This window comes from Silvania sp. (genome assembly GCF_051656365.1).
Taxonomy (GTDB): domain Bacteria; phylum Pseudomonadota; class Gammaproteobacteria; order Enterobacterales; family Enterobacteriaceae; genus Enterobacter; species Enterobacter hatchlandensis.
The window spans coordinates 1-17,834 of the sequence record NZ_JBOGBT010000015.1 but is presented as its reverse complement, the minus strand read 5'-3'; the positions used below and the strand labels follow the sequence as shown (position 1 = coordinate 17,834).

18 protein-coding genes and 1 riboswitch are annotated in these 17,834 nt (G+C 56.2%); of the genes, 11 read left to right on the top strand and 7 right to left on the bottom strand.

Features of this window, described 5'->3' with window-relative positions:
• Nucleotides 1-534: 534 nt before the first annotated feature.
• Nucleotides 535-2,124, top strand: a complete 1,590-nt coding sequence (gene purH / locus ACRDD5_RS02740; protein WP_271282882.1) for a bifunctional phosphoribosylaminoimidazolecarboxamide formyltransferase/IMP cyclohydrolase — start codon at nt 535-537, stop codon at nt 2,122-2,124.
• 15 nt (nt 2,125-2,139) lie between these two features.
• On the top strand, nt 2,140-3,432 hold the full coding sequence (gene purD, locus ACRDD5_RS02735; protein WP_438675849.1) for a phosphoribosylamine--glycine ligase: 1,293 nt from the start codon (nt 2,140-2,142) through the stop codon (nt 3,430-3,432).
• Between the two features lie 49 nt (nt 3,433-3,481).
• Here purD and ACRDD5_RS02730 read toward each other — a convergent pair whose 3' ends face one another.
• The 6 genes from ACRDD5_RS02730 to nudC all read right to left on the bottom strand — a co-directional run bounded on the left by ACRDD5_RS02730 (nt 3,482) and on the right by nudC (nt 7,837).
• Nucleotides 3,482-4,174, bottom strand: coding sequence for a DUF1481 domain-containing protein (locus ACRDD5_RS02730; protein ID WP_271283094.1), 693 nt, complete (start codon nt 4,172-4,174; stop codon nt 3,482-3,484).
• 11 nt (nt 4,175-4,185) lie between these two features.
• Nucleotides 4,186-4,458 carry a nucleoid-associated protein HU-alpha gene (gene hupA / locus ACRDD5_RS02725; protein ID WP_032615913.1) on the bottom strand — a complete coding sequence of 91 codons (273 nt, stop codon included), beginning with the start codon at nt 4,456-4,458 and terminating at the stop codon, nt 4,186-4,188.
• 186 nt (nt 4,459-4,644) lie between these two features.
• Complete coding sequence (locus tag ACRDD5_RS02720) at nt 4,645-5,235, bottom strand: YjaG family protein (protein WP_271282884.1); 591 nt, start codon at nt 5,233-5,235, stop codon at nt 4,645-4,647.
• Between the two features lie 42 nt (nt 5,236-5,277).
• Nucleotides 5,278-5,949, bottom strand: coding sequence for a deoxyribonuclease V (nfi, locus tag ACRDD5_RS02715; RefSeq protein ID WP_271282885.1), 672 nt, complete (start codon nt 5,947-5,949; stop codon nt 5,278-5,280).
• 9 nt (nt 5,950-5,958) lie between these two features.
• Nucleotides 5,959-7,023, bottom strand: a complete 1,065-nt coding sequence (hemE, locus tag ACRDD5_RS02710; RefSeq protein WP_271282886.1) for a uroporphyrinogen decarboxylase — start codon at nt 7,021-7,023, stop codon at nt 5,959-5,961.
• Nucleotides 7,024-7,063: 40 nt separating this feature from the next.
• Nucleotides 7,064-7,837, bottom strand: coding sequence for an NAD(+) diphosphatase (gene nudC, locus ACRDD5_RS02705; RefSeq protein ID WP_438675848.1), 774 nt, complete (start codon nt 7,835-7,837; stop codon nt 7,064-7,066).
• A 95-nt stretch (nt 7,838-7,932) separates the two neighbouring features.
• Here nudC and rsd point away from each other — a divergent pair, with 95 nt between their 5' ends.
• The 9 genes from rsd to ACRDD5_RS02660 all read left to right on the top strand — a co-directional run bounded on the left by rsd (nt 7,933) and on the right by ACRDD5_RS02660 (nt 14,952).
• The gene (gene rsd, locus ACRDD5_RS02700) at nt 7,933-8,430 is read left to right on the top strand and encodes a sigma D regulator (RefSeq protein WP_271282888.1); all 498 of its coding nucleotides are present in this window, start codon (nt 7,933-7,935) and stop codon (nt 8,428-8,430) included.
• A 53-nt stretch (nt 8,431-8,483) separates the two neighbouring features.
• Nucleotides 8,484-8,592, top strand: a riboswitch (TPP riboswitch).
• Nucleotides 8,593-8,669: 77 nt separating this feature from the next.
• Nucleotides 8,670-10,565, top strand: coding sequence for a phosphomethylpyrimidine synthase ThiC (thiC, locus tag ACRDD5_RS02695; protein ID WP_271282889.1), 1,896 nt, complete (start codon nt 8,670-8,672; stop codon nt 10,563-10,565).
• A complete protein-coding gene (thiE, locus tag ACRDD5_RS02690; RefSeq protein WP_438675847.1) occupies nt 10,565-11,200 on the top strand; it encodes a thiamine phosphate synthase in 636 nt (211 codons plus the stop codon). Before thiC ends, thiE begins: the two co-directional genes overlap by 1 nt.
• Nucleotides 11,193-11,948: a HesA/MoeB/ThiF family protein gene (locus tag ACRDD5_RS02685; RefSeq protein ID WP_438675846.1), complete on the top strand. Its 756-nt coding sequence runs from the start codon at nt 11,193-11,195 to the stop codon at nt 11,946-11,948. The genes thiE and ACRDD5_RS02685 overlap by 8 nt, the downstream gene beginning before the upstream one ends.
• Nucleotides 11,932-12,132 carry a sulfur carrier protein ThiS gene (thiS, locus tag ACRDD5_RS02680; RefSeq protein WP_438675845.1) on the top strand — a complete coding sequence of 67 codons (201 nt, stop codon included), beginning with the start codon at nt 11,932-11,934 and terminating at the stop codon, nt 12,130-12,132. The genes ACRDD5_RS02685 and thiS overlap by 17 nt, the downstream gene beginning before the upstream one ends.
• Before the next feature lies 1 nt (nt 12,133).
• Nucleotides 12,134-12,901, top strand: a complete 768-nt coding sequence (gene thiG, locus ACRDD5_RS02675) for a thiazole synthase (protein WP_438675844.1) — start codon at nt 12,134-12,136, stop codon at nt 12,899-12,901.
• Nucleotides 12,901-14,034, top strand: coding sequence for a 2-iminoacetate synthase ThiH (gene thiH / locus ACRDD5_RS02670; protein WP_271282894.1), 1,134 nt, complete (start codon nt 12,901-12,903; stop codon nt 14,032-14,034). The genes thiG and thiH overlap by 1 nt, the downstream gene beginning before the upstream one ends.
• Nucleotides 14,035-14,325: 291 nt before the next feature.
• A complete protein-coding gene (locus ACRDD5_RS02665) occupies nt 14,326-14,631 on the top strand; it encodes a PTS sugar transporter subunit IIB (RefSeq protein ID WP_271267022.1) in 306 nt (101 codons plus the stop codon).
• 3 nt (nt 14,632-14,634) lie between these two features.
• Nucleotides 14,635-14,952, top strand: a complete 318-nt coding sequence (locus ACRDD5_RS02660) for a PTS lactose/cellobiose transporter subunit IIA (RefSeq protein ID WP_438675843.1) — start codon at nt 14,635-14,637, stop codon at nt 14,950-14,952.
• A gap of 92 nt (nt 14,953-15,044) precedes the next feature.
• Here the strand turns inward: ACRDD5_RS02660 and ACRDD5_RS02655 are convergent.
• Nucleotides 15,045-17,834, bottom strand: a 2,790-nt coding sequence (locus tag ACRDD5_RS02655; RefSeq protein ID WP_438675842.1) for a DNA-directed RNA polymerase subunit beta', incomplete at its 5' end; no start/stop codon positions are given.

Genomic DNA, 17,834 nt, shown 5'->3' with positions numbered 1-17,834 from the left:
TATGTTCACTCAGAGACTTTGGTATTCATTTTTCGTCTTGCGACGTTAAGAATCCATGTCACTTTGAGTGCCCACACAGATTGTCTGATAAATTGTTAAAGAGCAGTGCAACGCGGCGTTAAGCTCACCGTTGCGAGGTCCCGTATAATACGTTTTCCTCATTCAGAGTCAAGCAATTATTTTTCGCTTTTCTCTGTCGGTGTTCATCTCTGAACCCCTGTCAACCCGGCGGCTTGTTTGCCGTTGTTCCGTGTCGATGGAGGCGCATTATAGGGAGTTCTCCGCAGGCCGCAATACTTAAATGACAGAAAAATGACTGACTGCTGCATTCCACAGCGAAACCCCGCTTTATACCTTTTTGCACACAGACTTATCCACAATACATCGAAAATTTGAAAATTCGCGAGCGTTGCGCAAACGTTTTCGTTAAAATGCTCGCGCTTCTCGAGGATGCTCCGTGAGGGGTGTTAGCTGAGTTTTTTGCGAAGAATTCAGCTAACGCTCTCTGTAATCGTCAAATCCAGGGGATTTACCATGCAACAAGGTCGTAAAGTCAGCCGCGCGCTGCTCAGTGTTTCTGACAAAGCCGGTATCATCGAATTCGCACAGGCACTTTCCGCACGTGGTGTGGAGCTGCTGTCCACAGGAGGCACCGCCCGCCTGTTAGCAGATAAAGGTCTGCCGGTAACCGAAGTCTCCGACTACACGGGTTTCCCTGAAATGATGGATGGACGCGTTAAGACTCTGCATCCGAAAGTGCATGGCGGTATTCTGGGCCGTCGTGGCCAGGATGACGCGATTATGGAACAACACGGAATAGCGCCGATCGATATGGTTGTTGTTAACCTGTATCCGTTCGCCCAGACCGTCGCCCGTGAAGGCTGCTCGCTGGAAGATGCGGTTGAGAATATCGACATTGGCGGCCCAACCATGGTGCGCTCCGCCGCGAAGAACCATAAAGACGTCGCTATCGTGGTGAAGAGCAGCGACTACGACGCCATTATTAAAGAGATGGACGCCAACGAAGGTGGCCTGACGCTGGATACCCGTTTCGATCTCGCCATCAAAGCATTCGAACATACTGCCGCCTACGACAGCATGATCGCCAACTACTTCGGTAGCCTGGTTCCTGCCTATCACGGTGAGACCACCCAGCCTGCTGGCCGCTTCTCTCGTACCCTGAATCTGAACTTCATTAAGAAACAGGATATGCGCTACGGTGAGAACAGCCACCAGCACGCTGCCTTCTATATAGAAGAAGAGATCAAAGAAGCTTCTGTTGCCACTGCTCAGCAGGTACAGGGCAAAGCCCTCTCTTATAACAACATCGCCGATACCGATGCCGCACTGGAGTGCGTAAAAGAGTTCAGCGAGCCAGCCTGCGTTATCGTGAAACACGCTAACCCGTGCGGCGTGGCAGTCAGCACCTCTATTCTGGATGCTTACGATCGCGCCTACAAAACAGACCCAACGTCCGCCTTTGGCGGTATCATCGCCTTTAACCGCGAGCTGGATGCCCAAACCGCACAGGCCATTGTCTCCCGCCAGTTTGTTGAAGTCATTATCGCCCCATCGGCAACAGAAGAAGCACTGAAGATCACTGCAGCTAAACAGAACGTTCGCGTCCTGACCTGCGGTCAGTGGGCTGAGCGCGCGCCGGGCCTTGATTTCAAACGCGTTAATGGTGGCCTGCTGGTTCAGGATCGCGATCTGGGGATGGTAACGGCAGATGACCTGCGCGTGGTCAGCAAACGTCAGCCATCTGAACAGGAACTCCGTGATGCGCTGTTCTGCTGGAAAGTGGCGAAGTTCGTGAAATCCAACGCCATCGTGTATGCCAAAGAGAACATGACCATTGGCATAGGCGCAGGCCAGATGAGCCGCGTTTACTCCGCGAAAATCGCCGGGATCAAAGCCAGCGATGAAGGCCTGGAAGTTAAAGGCTCCGCGATGGCCTCTGACGCCTTCTTCCCGTTCCGCGACGGTATTGATGCTGCAGCTGCCGTTGGCGTGAGCTGTGTTATCCAGCCTGGCGGCTCTATCCGTGATGACGAAGTGATTGCGGCCGCAGACGAGCATGGCATCGCGATGATCTTCACCGACATGCGCCACTTCCGCCATTAATTTCCGGAGCAGACAATGAAAGTATTAGTGATTGGTAACGGCGGGCGCGAGCACGCCCTGGCCTGGAAAGCGGCCCAGTCGCCGCAGGTGAAAACGGTCTTTGTGGCTCCGGGTAACGCCGGTACTGCCCTGGAGCCTGCGCTGCAAAACGTCGCGATCGGCGTGACCGATATTCCGGCGCTGCTGAGCTTTGCCCAGAACGAGAAAATCGATCTGACTATCGTGGGCCCGGAAGCCCCGCTGGTGATCGGCGTGGTGGATGCCTTCCGTGCAGCGGGTCTGACCATCTTCGGCCCAACCGAAGGCGCAGCCCAGCTGGAAGGTTCTAAAGCGTTTACCAAAGACTTCCTTGCTCGCCACAATATTCCTACAGCGGAATACCAGAACTTCACCGAAGTGGAGCCTGCGCTGGCTTATCTGCGTGAGAAAGGCGCGCCGATTGTTATCAAGGCCGACGGTCTGGCTGCCGGTAAAGGCGTGATTGTGGCGATGACCCTGCAGGAAGCGGAAGATGCCGTCCAGGATATGCTGGCCGGCAATGCTTTCGGCGATGCTGGCCATCGTATTGTCATCGAAGAGTTCCTCGACGGTGAAGAAGCCAGCTTTATCGTGATGGTTGACGGCGAGCATGTGCTGCCGATGGCCACTAGCCAGGATCATAAGCGTGTTGGCGACGGCGACAGCGGTCCTAACACTGGCGGCATGGGCGCTTACTCCCCTGCCCCGGTTGTCACCGACGAAGTACACCAGCGCACCATGGAACGCATCATCTGGCCAACCGTGAAAGGCATGGCAGCAGAAGGCAACACCTATACCGGTTTCCTGTACGCCGGTCTGATGATCGACCCACAGGGTAACCCGAAGGTGATTGAGTTCAACTGCCGCTTTGGCGATCCGGAAACTCAGCCGATCATGCTGCGCATGAAATCCGATCTGGTGGACCTGTGTCTGGCCGCCTGCGAGGGCAAGCTTGACGAGAAAACATCCGAGTGGGACGAGCGTGCCTCTCTGGGCGTGGTGATTGCTGCGGGCGGATATCCGGGTCACTACAACAACGGCGACGAGATCCATGGCCTGCCGCTGGAAGAGGTCGACGGTGGCAAAGTGTTCCACGCAGGCACGACGCTTTCTGACGACGATCGTGTGCTCACCAACGGTGGCCGCGTGCTCTGTGCCACGGCGCTGGGTAATACGGTGGCAGAAGCCCAGCAGCGCGCCTACGCGTTAATGGCTGATATTCGCTGGGACGGCAGCTTTAGCCGCAGGGATATTGGTTATCGTGCGATTGCCCGCGAGCAAGGGAAGTAGTTTCTCGCTTCATGCTAACCCTCTCTCCATTGGGGAGAGGGAATTCCACTCAGAAGTTCTTCTCTGTCGGCTGCCAGGTGCAGAAATCTTCGTTCGCCACCAGCAACAGCTGTGAACCTTCCGGCGCTTCCAGCCACGCGACACTCACCTCCATTGATGAATGACTCTGACGGCGGGCAATATGTTCCGTCGCCCAGCTGTCGAGATCCGGCTTCAGCGTCAGGCCTTCACATGAGGTCACGGTGCCGTCGGGATGCCAGCGCCCCTGCTGCAGCACCACTCGCCCCTGACGCAACGCGTTACTGGTCTGGTGGATTTGGTCGGCACGGTAGCGGTACAGGGCAATCTGATCGTTAGAGAGCTGTTGCTTTTGACCGCCGATTTCGCGCTGCATAAAGCTCAGCTCACCGCGATCGTCAAAACGCACCCGGATATGCTCAGGGGGTTTGCTGTAGATATTGAGTTCGATAAGGGTAAGCGTGTCGCCCTGCCAGCGGTACTCGCTGGTTGTAGTGCTGCCGCTATGCCAGGGGCTGAAGGCAGAGAGCAGATGGACTTCATCATCCGAATCTTTGCGCCAGATGCGCACTGCACCCTGATCGTCAGCGTATCCGCTGGCGGTAAAGGGCGGCAGAGAGGAGTCATGGCTGCAGGCAGTCAGCAACAGCATGCCTGCCAGCGTCAGAGCCTGACGCCAGACAGACAAAAGGGGCGAAACCGCCCCCTCGTTAAAACTGTTCACTGCCACGCGTCTTACTTAACTGCGTCTTTCAGTGCTTTGCCAGAGACAAATGCTGGCACGTTAGCTGCAGCGATTTTGATCTCGTTACCGGTCTGCGGGTTGCGGCCAGTACGCTCAGCGCGGTGGTTCACTTTGAAGGTGCCGAAACCAACCAGTTGTACAGCATCGCCTTCTTTCAGAGACTCAGTAATAGCAGCCAGGGTGGATTCCAGAGCAGCTTTAGCCTGCACTTTAGACAGATCAGCCTTGTCCGCAATTACATCAATCAGTTGAGTCTTGTTCATAAGTTATCCTTTCAATGTGTTTATCGCTTGCTAAGCATCGAGTGCGACGAAAATGCCAAAAAAGCACTCTCCTGCATACACGCACCGATAGCCACTTATTTTCGCCCCCCAAATGTAGACCAGACGGGGGGCAGAAGGGAAGAGTACAGGTATGACAAAAAAGGCGTTAAATCACGTTTTATTGTCTCACTGGCTAAGATTTATACCAATGTTACTCTCACCTGCCTCACGCAAGTCTGCTCGCAGACCTTTAATCAGCTCGATATCACGTTCTTCACACTCTGCCAGCAAGCGGAATATTTCCCACTGAATGTCCCATTCCTGCTCTACCGCCGGGTTTAACCGTAGCTCTTCATCGGTCATTTCGCGACCTTCCTGCGTCATTTCCAGCATAGCAACGGTCGTGATGGAGGCCTTACTGACTTCGATGGCATGTTCCAGCGTTTCACCACTCAGGCGCGAGTGAATCAGCTCACTGAGTGCCACACAGGCATCAATCGCCGGATAGACACCATACACATCATAGTCATCGGCAGCGGGGATCGCTTCTTCCAGCTTATCGAGCTGCGAATCGAAGTTCACCTTCGCATCTTTGACCGTCAGCGTTTCCCACACCAGGTCGAGGATACGGCGATACAGTTGACCTTCACCAAATTCAGTCTGCTTGCAGAACATGGCGTAGTTTGGATACATACGTTCGCACAGACAGGCCATAAAGGTGACATGCTGCCAGCTTTCCAGCTTCTCAAGGCGCAGATGAATCGGGTTTTGTAACATGATGAACTCTCAGAGTCAGAAATTGGCGGCAGTTTACCTGATTCAGGGCTGAATTTCCTGCCAACGAATGAAAGCCGGACGCCCGGATGCCACCGCATCGGCCCAGCGGGTCGGTTCTGGCAGCCGATAGCCTTTCATACAGCGCTGTACCCATCCCAACGCGCTATCCAGGCTGACACGATGGCCGGTCGCGATGAACAGCGGATTGCAGCGTGCCTTACTGCGCCACACCCACGCCAGTTGCTCGCCTTTGTCCATTAGTGGCGCCAGCGCGCCAGGTTCTGCCGACAGCGGTTCGAACTTACCGCAGAGGCGTTTTTTCGCCACGCCAATGGTTGGGACATCCACCAGCAGGCCAAAATGGCTGGCGACGCCAAGCCGACGGGGATGAGAGATGCCGTGCCCGTCAACGAACAGCAGATCCGGTTTTTGCGACAGCTGCTGCCACGCGGCCAGCAGCGCAGGGTATTCGCGAAAGGAGAGAAAACCGGGGATGTAGGGCATGGTGGTGGCGATACGCGCCACCTGATATTCGACAAGTTCCAGCGAGGGATATTTCAGCAGCACTATCGCCGCCCGCGTCACGTCCCCGCCCTGCTCAAACCCGACGTCCGCACCCGCAATCAGTGTGGGTGGGTCTTTATCCAGCCGATCCTCGCGAGAGACCGAGGCGGCAAGTTCGATTTGCTGAGCGCGTAATGACGCAAGATCCATAGCAATTCCTTACAGGTGATACTGAGCAGAAAGTCGGTGCACCGCCTCCACGAACACGCCCGCATGCTCTGGCGGTACATCCTGATGAATACCGTGTCCCAGGTTGAAGACATGACCTTCGCCCTGACCGAATCCGGCCAGAATGGTTGCGACCTCTTCTTCAATGCGGGCAGCCGGCGCATAAAGCATAGACGGGTCCATATTGCCCTGCAGCGCCACCTTGTCGCCCACGCGACGGCGCGCCTCGGCTATATCCATCGTCCAGTCGATACCCAGCGCGTCACAGCCGGTCTCTGCCAGCGCTTCCAGCCACTGACCGCCACCTTTGGTGAACAGAGTCACCGGCACGCGGCGGCCTTCGTTTTCACGCAGCAGGCCATCAACGATTTTGTGCATGTAGTAGAGTGAGAACTGCTGATAATCGCGTCCGGTCAGCACGCCGCCCCAGGTATCAAAAATCATCACCGACTGAGCGCCCGCTTTAATTTGTGCGTTCAGGTACAGGGTGACGCTTTTCGCCAGCTTATCGAGCAGGGCATGCAACGCCCGCGGATCGGCGTACATCATCTTTTTGATCACCGTAAAGGCTTTGCTGCTGCCGCCCTCAACCATGTAGGTTGCCAGCGTCCACGGGCTGCCGGAGAAGCCAATCAGCGGCACGTCGCCTTTCAGCTCGCGGCGGATGGTCCGCACGGCGTTCATCACGTACCCAAGCTCCTGCTCCGGGTCCGGAATGGGCAAATTATCGATGTCTGCCTGGCACTTAATCGGTGAGGAGAAGCGCGGGCCTTCACCCGTTTCGAAATAGAGCCCGAGGCCCATTGCATCCGGGATGGTCAGAATGTCTGAAAAAAGGATCGCCGCATCCAGCGGGAAGCGACGCAGCGGCTGGAGCGTCACTTCGCATGCCAGCTCTGCGTTTTTGCACAGCGACATAAAATCGCCCGCCTGCGCGCGCGTGGCTTTGTATTCCGGCAAATAGCGGCCCGCCTGGCGCATCATCCATACCGGGGTGACATCAACGGGTTGGCGCAGCAGCGCACGCAGATAACGATCGTTCTTCAGTTCGGTCATTTTTGCAGTTCCTTAAGCGTCTTATCCCCAGTGTATCATGTCATTCATCGTCGGCCCGACACATTGCCACCGTATCTTCTATCAGGCGGCGCGCCACGGTGCCTGGCGGCGGAAGCAGTGGTAAATTGTCATAGCGATACCAGTCGGCGCTCAGCAGCTCTTTCTGATCGATAACAATCTCGCCGCTGTCGTACTCGGCCATAAAAGCCGTCATCAGCGATTGCGGGAACGGCCAGGGCTGCGAGGTGACATAACGCAAATTTTTCACCTTGATACCGCTCTCTTCCATCACTTCGCGCGCGACCGCCTGCTCCAGCGTTTCGCCCACTTCAACAAAGCCGGCCAGTACGGTGTGAACGCCGTTACGGTGGCGGGTGTGTTGCGCCAGTAAAAGGGAATCATCACGACGAATAGCAACGATAATGCAGGGGGCGATTTGCGGATAATAGCGTTCGCGACAGTGGCTGCAGAGCATCGCCCACTCGGTTTTGCTCGGGTGCATGGTGTGGCCGCAATAGCCGCAATATTGATGCGAACGATAAAACTCGGCCAATTGCACGGCGCGCCCGGCCAGCTGGAACAAGCCCACATCAAGATCGAGCACCTGCCGCACCGATCCCATCTCATGGGAACGATTTTGTTGGATCAACCACACAGAATCGCCCTGCCACTCACCTATACTGAGTGCGGCTTGTCCCGCAAGATCGAAATTTTTCGCTTCGCCATGGGGTAATTCTCCCCCGGGCAACCATAATTTTTGTTCATGGCTGACTAACCACCAGCCACGATCCGATTTTTCAATTATACGATCCATATCTATTGCACAACCTTTGCTTCACAGGCATGTTGGTAACATTACTATTACATTTTGGGTGGGCAGCTTTTAATCTTAACCTTGCGGAGTCAAACATGCTAAACCAGCTAGAAAACCTGACAGAGCGCGTTGGCGGAAGTAATAAACTGGTCGATCGCTGGCTGCACGTGCGTAAACATCTGCTTGTTGCCTACTACAACCTTGTTGGCATTAAGCCTGGCAAAGAATCCTATATGCGCCTGAACGAAAAAGCGCTGGATGATTTTTGTCAAAGCCTTGTCGATTACCTTTCCAACGGTCATTTTAATATTTATGAACGTATTATTCGCGAAATGGAAGGTAGCAGTCCGCTTTTAGCCGCGACCAAACTGTATCCCCAGCTGGAGGCCAATACCCAGCAAATCATGGATTATTACGACTCCACTCTCGAAAACGCCATCGACCAGGATAATTATCTGCAATTTCAGCAGGCACTTTCCGATATCGGCGAGGCGTTGGAGCAACGATTTACGCTGGAAGATAACCTGATCGCGCTGGCGCTGGATCACAATTTTAAAGCGAGTAACGAAGATAACGTCGCCCGTCCGGCTTGAGTTATTTATCGTTAACGCGTAGTTTACATTCATTGCTCCCGCTGTAAGGGAGCACATTCTTGTCGGAGTGCCCAGTGCGAAAGCCGGGCTGAGACCGTTAATTCGGGATCCGCGGAACCTGATCAGGTTAAAACCTGCGAAGGGAACAAGAGTCAATTTATTGCATCGCCCTCCGGGCGATCCTCTCTTGCTTCATCCGACGTCTGACAAGCCACTTCCTACACTTTCTGGAATGAGCTATGTCTGCCACAAAAATGACCCGTCGCGAACAGCGCGCCCACGCCCAACACTTTATCGACACCCTGGAAGGCACCGCTTTCCCCAACTCAAAACGTATCTATTTGAGCGGATCGCAGGACGATATTCGCGTACCGATGCGCGAGATCCAGCTCAGCCCGACGCTTATCGGCGGCAGCAAAGACAATCCGCAGCGGGAAGAAAACGAGGCGGTACCGGTCTACGACACCTCCGGTCCTTACGGCGATCCGGCGGTGACGATTAATGTACAAAAAGGGCTGGCAAAGCTGCGCCAGACCTGGATTGACGCCCGTGACGACAGCGAAGCGCTAGACGAGCAAAGCTCTGCTTACACCAAAGAACGCCTAGCGGATGATGGGCTGGATGAACTGCGCTTTACCGGCCTGCTGACGCCGAAACGCGCCAGAGCCGGCAAGTGCGTGACTCAGCTGCACTACGCCCGCCAGGGTATCGTGACCCCGGAGATGGAATTTATCGCCATCCGCGAAAACATGGGTCGTGAGCGTATTCGCGGGGAAGTGCTGCGCCACCAGCACCCAGGCGAAGGCTTTGGCGCTCGCCTGCCGGAGAACATCACCCCGGAGTTTGTACGTGACGAAGTCGCGGCGGGCCGGGCGATTATTCCTGCCAACATTAACCACCCGGAATCAGAGCCGATGATCATTGGCCGCAATTTCCTGGTGAAAGTGAATGCCAACATCGGTAATTCAGCCGTCACCTCCTCCATCGAAGAAGAGGTGGAGAAACTGGTGTGGTCCACCCGCTGGGGTGCGGACACGGTCATGGACCTCTCCACCGGACGCTATATTCATGAAACCCGCGAGTGGATCCTGCGTAACAGCCCGGTACCCATTGGCACAGTTCCCATCTACCAGGCGCTGGAAAAGGTTAACGGCATTGCCGAAGATCTCACCTGGGAAGCCTTCCGCGATACCCTGCTGGAGCAGGCAGAGCAAGGCGTCGACTACTTCACTATCCATGCGGGCGTACTGCTGCGCTACGTCCCGATGACCGCCAAACGCCTGACCGGGATTGTCTCCCGTGGGGGCTCAATTATGGCGAAGTGGTGCCTGTCTCATCACCAGGAAAACTTCCTGTACGAGCACTTCCGCGAAATCTGTGAGATCTGCGCCGCGTACGACGTCTCGCTGTCGCTGGGCGACGGTCTGCGTCCGGGATCTATTCGCGACGCCAACGACGAAGCCCAGTTTGCCGAGCTGCACACCCTGGGCGAGCTGACCAAAATTGCCTGGGAATATGACGTGCAGGTGATGATCGAAGGCCCGGGCCATGTGCCGATGCAGATGATCCGCCGCAACATGACCGAGGAGCTGGAACACTGCCATGAAGCGCCGTTTTACACCCTTGGGCCGCTGACCACCGACATCGCTCCGGGGTATGACCACTTCACCTCCGGGATTGGCGCGGCAATGATCGGCTGGTTTGGCTGCGCGATGCTCTGCTACGTCACGCCGAAAGAGCATCTCGGTCTGCCGAACAAAGAGGACGTGAAGCAAGGTCTGATCACCTACAAAATCGCCGCCCATGCGGCCGATCTGGCGAAGGGTCATCCGGGGGCGCAGATCCGCGATAACGCCATGTCAAAAGCGCGCTTCGAATTCCGCTGGGAAGACCAGTTCAACCTGGCTCTCGATCCCTTTACCGCCCGCGCCTATCACGACGAAACCCTGCCGCAGGAGTCCGGCAAAGTAGCCCACTTCTGCTCCATGTGCGGACCGAAGTTTTGCTCGATGAAAATCAGCCAGGAGGTGCGCGACTACGCGGCGAAACAGACCATCGAGGTGGGGATGGCCGACATGTCAGAATCCTTCCGCGCCAAAGGCGGCGAGATCTACCTCAAAAAAGAGGAGGCGTGATGTATCAACCCAACTTCCCATCGGTTCCCTTTCGTCTGGGGCTTTATCCGGTAGTCGACAGCGTGGCGTGGATTGAACGCCTCCTGACTGCGGGCGTAAAAACGATCCAGCTGCGAATCAAAGATAAACAGGATGACGAGGTTGAAGCCGACATCATGGCAGCCATTGAGCTGGGGCGTCGCTACGACGCCCGCCTGTTTATCAACGACTACTGGCATCTGGCGATCAAGCATCAGGCTTACGGCGTGCATCTGGGTCAGGAGGATCTGGAGACCACCGATCTTGAGGCCATTCGTGCCGCCGGATTACGCCTCGGCGTCTCAACCCACGACGACATGGAAATCGACGTGGCGCTGGCGGCGCGTCCATCCTACATCGCCCTCGGGCATGTTTTCCCGACCCGGACCAAGCAGATGCCTTCCGCGCCCCAGGGACTGGAGCAGCTGACCCGGCATATCGAACGACTTGCGGATTATCCCACCGTCGCCATCGGCGGTATCAGCCTCGAGCGGGCCCCGGCGGTACTGGCGACCGGCGTCGGGAGCATCGCGGTGGTGAGCGCCATTACTCAGGCCGATGACTGGCAGGCGGCAACGGCACAATTACTGCAACGGGTGGGGGCAGGCGATGAATGATCGTGACTTTATGCGCTACAGCCGCCAGATCCTGCTGGACGATATCGCCATCGACGGGCAGCAAAAGCTGCTCGCCAGTCGGGTGCTGATTGTGGGGCTGGGTGGTCTTGGCGCACCGGCAGCGCTGTATCTGACCGGGGCAGGTATTGGCACGCTGGTACTGGCCGACGACGACGACGTCCATCTGAGTAATTTGCAGCGCCAGATTGTATTTACCACCGACGATCTGGATCAGCCGAAAGCGCAGGTAACACAGCGTCGGCTGACCCAGCTTAATCCAGATATCCGTCTGATTGCATTACAGCAACGTCTGGAAGGCGCTGCGCTTAACGAGCAGGTGGCGCAGGCCGACCTGGTGCTGGATTGCACCGATAACATGGCGACGCGGCAGGCGATTAACGCTGCCTGCGTAACACTCGACACCCCGCTCATCACCGCCAGCGCCGTGGGTTTTGGCGGGCAACTGATGACGCTAACCCCTCCCTGGACGCAGGGCTGCTACCGCTGCCTGTGGCCGGATGATAGCGAGCCGCAGCGTAACTGCCGCACCGCAGGCATCGTCGGGCCGGTAGTGGGCGTCATGGGAACCCTGCAGGCGCTGGAGGCGATCAAGCTACTCAGCGGGATTAAGACCACATGCAATACGCTGCGACTGTTCGATGCCCGGGCGGGGAGCTGGCGGCAGTTAGCGCTACAGCGTGCCAGCGGCTGTACGGTATGCGGAGGACGCCATGCGGATCCTGTTTAACGACGAACCGATGCAGTGTGCGGACGACATAACCCTCGCCACCCTGCTCGACCATCTACGCCAGTTAAAGCCCGGGGTGGCGCTGGCCCTTAACCAACAGATCCTGCCGCGCGAGCAGTGGGATATTCAGCAGGTGCGCGAAGGCGATCAGATCCTGCTCTTTCAGGTGATTGCCGGAGGCTGAGATGTTACGTATTGCGGATAAAACTTTTGATTCTCATTTATTTACCGGCACTGGAAAATTCGCCTCGCCGCAACTGATGATTGATGCTCTCAAAGAGAGCGGCAGCCAGCTGGTGACGCTGGCGATGAAGCGGGTCGATCTGCGTAACCACAACGATGCCATTCTTGCGCCGCTGCGCGCTGCGGGCGTCACGTTGCTGCCAAACACCTCCGGTGCCAAAACGGCAGAAGAGGCGGTGTTCGCCGCGCAGCTGGCACGCGAGGCGCTGGGCACCCACTGGCTTAAACTGGAGATCCATCCCGATGCCCGCTGGCTACTGCCCGATCCGATTGAAACGCTGAAAGCCGCCGAGCAACTGGTAAAACAGGGGTTCACGGTGCTGCCCTACTGTGGGGCCGATCCGGTGCTGTGCAAGCGGCTGGAGGAGGTAGGCTGCGCGGCGGTGATGCCGCTCGGTGCGCCAATTGGCTCCAGCCAGGGACTGGAGACCCGCGCGATGCTCGAGATCATCATTCAACAGGCGACCGTCCCGGTGGTAATAGATGCAGGGATCGGCGTGCCCAGCCATGCCACGCAAGCCCTGGAGATGGGGGCCGATGCGGTGCTGGTTAATACGGCGATTGCCGTCGCTGACGACCCGGTGATGATGGCGCGCGCCTTCCGTCTGGCGGTAGAAGCGGGTGTACTGGCCCGCCAGTCTGGTCCCGGTTTGCGCAGTTTTGAAGCCCAGGCCACCAGCCCACTGACCGGTTTTCTGGAGGCGTTCTGATGCGCACCTTTACCGATCGCTGGCGTACGCTTAACTGGGACGACATTCGCCTGCGCATCAACAGCAAAACCCCGACGGACGTTAAGCGTGCGCTGAATGCCCGTCATCCAACCCGCGAAGACATGATGGCACTGCTCTCCCCTGCTGCCAGCGCGTATCTGGAGCCAATGGCGCAGCGGGCGCAGCGTCTGACCCGTCAGCGCTTTGGCAATACGGTGAGTTTTTACGTGCCGCTCTATCTGTCCAATTTGTGCGCCAACGACTGTACCTACTGTGGGTTCTCAATGAGCAACGCTATCAAGCGCAAAACGCTGGATGAAACCGAAATTGCCCGCGAGTGCGCAGCGATCCGTGAGATGGGGTTTGAGCACTTGCTGCTGGTCACCGGCGAGCATCAGAGCAAGGTCGGGATGGACTATTTTCGTCGTCATCTTCCTGCCATTCGCCGCCGGTTCTCCTCCCTGCAGATGGAGGTCCAACCCCTGTCAGAAGCGGAGTACGGCGAACTGAAAACGCTGGGCCTGGATGGCGTACTGGTCTATCAGGAGACCTATCACGAGGCGGTGTATGCCCGGCACCATCTGAAGGGCAAAAAGCAGGACTTCTTCTGGCGGCTGGAGACACCGGATCGGCTAGGCCGCGCCGGGATCGACAAGATCGGTTTGGGGGCACTGACCGGGCTCTCGGACAGCTGGCGGGTCGACAGCTATATGGTGGCGGAACATCTCCTGTGGCTGCAACAGCACTACTGGCAGAGCCGCTATTCGGTCTCCTTCCCGCGTCTGCGTCCCTGCGCCGGGGGCATTCAGCCCGCGTCGATCATGGATGAACGCCAGCTGGTGCAGGCAATTTGTGCATTTCGCCTGCTGGCGCCTGAGGTGGAGCTGTCTCTGTCGACCCGTGAATCACCGGCATTTCGCGACCGCGTTATTCCACTGGCGATTAACAACGTCAGCGCTTTTTCCAAAACCCAACCAGGCGGCTATGCCGACGATCACCCTGAGCTTGAACAGTTTGCCCCCCACGATAACCGCCGCCCGGAAGATGTCGCCCGGGCGCTCAGCGATCAAGGTTTACAGCCGGTATGGAAAGACTGGGACAGCTGGCTGGGACGCGCCTCGCAATTACGTTGAAAGGATATGTAACATGATGAAAATATTACGAGACATCGCGTAGTGTGATCCGCGGGCGATTGCCAGCCAATGCCCGTTTTTTTACTCTTGCCCTGTCAGCAAAGGACGCTGACCAGGGCGGAAAGCTTCTTCCTCGTTTCGCCCTGCCTTCTCATCTTTGTAACAGTTGTAACCGGTTTCAGTAAAAAGCAGATTTCTTTGTGATGACTCACACACAACCGTTGTAAAGCGGTTGTTGAAGCAGACGGCGCGCGATAATTATTAATAAACACATGTACATTGAGGCTGACTATGAAGAACATTGTTTTATGCTGTGCAGCGGGAATGTCCACCAGCATGCTGGTTCAACGCATGAAAGACGCCGCACAGAAGAAAGGCGTCGAGGTGACCATTAAAGCCGTACCGGTTGCTGAATTTAAAGACGAAATCGCCGCAGCCGACATCGTGTTATTGGGCCCCCAGGTTAAATATGAGCTGGCAAACCTTCAGGCTCAGGCCGAGCCGCTGGGCAAAAAGGTCGCGGTTATCGACATGATGGATTACGGCATGATGAAAGGTGATGCCGTGCTGGATAAAGCTCTCAAACTGCTGGAGTGACGCATGGAAGATTTAGAAACGATCATTATGGAGCTGCTGGTGAATGCCGGCGCAGCCCGTAGTTCAGCGTTAACCGCTCTGCAGATGGCGCGTAAAGGCAATTTTGCCGATGCCGAGAAGGCGATGGAAGAGTCGCGCGAATTCGTGAAGCATGCGCATACCATCCAGACGAAGCTGATCGGTATGGATGAAGGCACCGGCAAGCTTCCGGTCAATCTGATCACCGTGCACTCGCAGGATCACCTGATGAATGCAATGGTGATTCAGGATCTGGCGGGGGATATGATCGAGTTATATCGCCGGTTGCCGCTGGTGAACTAAACAACAGATCTAAACCGTAGCCCGGGTAAGCGCAGCGCACCCGGCAAAAAAAAACCCGCCGAAGCGGGTTTTTTTATGGGCTGACTAAACGATTAATCGTTGTCAGAACCGCCCAGGCCTGCGTTCAGCAGCTCTGCCAGGCTGGCAGATGCATCTTCAGCAGTCACCTGCGGTGCAGCTGGCGCTTCGCCTGCTGCGCGACGGCGCATACGATCCTGGTGGTACGCATAACCGGTACCGGCCGGGATCAGACGACCCACGATAACGTTCTCTTTCAGACCGCGCAGTTCGTCGCGTTTGCCCGCAACGGCTGCTTCGGTAAGCACACGAGTGGTCTCCTGGAACGATGCCGCGGAGATGAAGGACTCGGTTGCCAGAGACGCTTTGGTGATACCCAGCAGGTCACGTGCGAAGGTCGCACTGAGTTTGCCGTTCGATTCCAGATCGCGGTTAGCAATCTTGACGCGAGAGTATTCAACCTGCTCACCTTCGAGGAAGTCGGAGCTACCGGCATTCACGATGGTGGCTTTACGCAGCATCTGACGAACGATAACTTCGATGTGCTTATCGTTAATCTTAACGCCTTGCAGACGGTAAACGTCCTGTACTTCGTTGGTGATGTAACGCGTTACCGCGTGGACACCACGAAGACGCAGAATGTCGTGCGGCGCTTCCGGACCGTCGGAAACCACGTCACCACGTTCTACACGTTCACCTTCAAACACGTTGAGCTGACGCCATTTTGGAATCATCTCTTCGTACGCTTCGCTGCCATCCAGAGGCGTAATCACCAGGCGACGTTTCCCTTTGGTCTCTTTACCGAAGGAAATGATACCTGTGATTTCAGCCAAGATTGCCGGCTCTTTCGGACGACGTGCTTCGAACAGATCCGCAACGCGCGGCAGACCACCGGTAATATCCTTGGTACCGCTGGATTCCTGAGGAATACGCGCCAGAGCGTCACCCGCCCCGATCTGAATACCATCTTCCAGCTGAACAATCGCTTTGCCCGGCAGGAAGTACTGAGCCGACATGTCGGTGCCCGGGATCAGAACGTCGTTACCGTTAGCATCAACGATTTTCAGCGCTGGACGCAGATCTTTACCGCCCGCGGTACGTTCTGCAGAATCCAGAACCACCAGCGAAGAGAGACCGGTCAGGTCGTCAGTCTGACGAGTAATACTCTGACCGTCGATCATGTCGGTGAAGCGAATAAAGCCCGCTACTTCGGTGATAACTGGCATGGTGTGCGGATCCCAGTTTGCTACGGTTTCGCCGCCTGCAACCTGCTCGCCATCACCTTTGCCCATTACCGCACCGTAAGGCACTTTATAGCTCTCTTTGGTACGACCGAATTCATCGATCAGTTTCAGCTCGGTGTTACGCGAAGTAACAACCAGCTTACCGGCAGAGTTCACAACCGACTTCGCATTGCTCAGACGGATGCTACCTTTGTTTTTCACCTGGATGCTGGATTCAGCAGCCGCACGAGATGCCGCACCACCGATGTGGAACGTACGCATCGTCAGCTGAGTACCCGGCTCACCGATGGACTGTGCCGCGATAACGCCGATTGCTTCACCTTTGTTGATGATGTGGCCACGCGCCAGGTCACGACCATAGCAGTGCGCACAAACACCAAAGTCGGTGTTACAGGATACGACGGAACGTACTTTGACGGAGTCAACGGAGTTCTCTTCCAGCAGATCACACCAGTGCTCGTGCAGCAGCGTGTTACGTGGAACCAGAATATCCGCGGTGCCCGGCTTCAGAACGTCTTCAGCAGCCACACGACCCAATACGCGATCGCGCAGTGGCTCTTTAACATCACCACCCTCGATAACCGGGGTCATGGTGATACCTTCGAGGGTGCCACAATCGTCTTCGGTCACAACCAGATCCTGCGCAACGTCAACCAGACGACGCGTCAGATAACCGGAGTTCGCTGTTTTCAGTGCGGTATCCGCAAGGCCTTTACGCGCACCGTGCGTGGAGATGAAGTACTGGAGTACGTTCAGACCTTCACGGAAGTTCGCGGTGATCGGCGTTTCGATGATGGAGCCATCTGGCTTCGCCATCAGACCACGCATACCAGCCAGCTGACGAATCTGTGCTGCAGAACCACGCGCACCGGAGTCGGCCATCATGTAGATGCTGTTGAAGGAAACCTGCTGCTCTTCTACGCCGTCACGGTTAATAACGGTTTCAGTCTGCAGGTTATCCATCATCGCTTTGGAGACACGATCGTTCGCCGCTGCCCAGATATCGATAACTTTGTTATAGCGTTCGCCCGCGGTAACCAGACCAGACTGGAACTGCTCCTGGATTTCGGCTACTTCAGCTTCTGCTTCACTGATGATCTCGTATTTCTTCTCTGGGATCACCATGTCATCGATACCAACAGATGCACCTGAACGCGCTGCATAAGCAAAGCCGGTGTACATGGTCTGGTCAGCAAAGATAACGGTCGGTTTCAGACCCAAAATACGATAACAAGTGTTCAGCATTTTGGAGATGGCTTTCTTACCCAGCGCCTGGTTGACGATGGAGTAAGGCAGACCTTTCGGAACGATCATCCACAGAATCGCACGGCCTACAGTCGTGTCGATAATGCTGGTTTTCGCAACGAATTCACCGTTAGCGTCTTTTTCGTGCTCAGTGATACGCACTTTAACGCGCGCATGCAGAGAGGCCAGGCCAGCGCGATAAATACGCTCAGCTTCTTTCGGGCCAGTCAGCACCATGCCTTCGCCTTTGGCGTTAACACAGTCACGGGTCATGTAGTACAGACCCAGTACAACGTCCTGAGACGGAACGATGATTGGTTCGCCGTTCGCCGGGGACAGGATGTTGTTGGTAGACATCATCAGCGCACGCGCTTC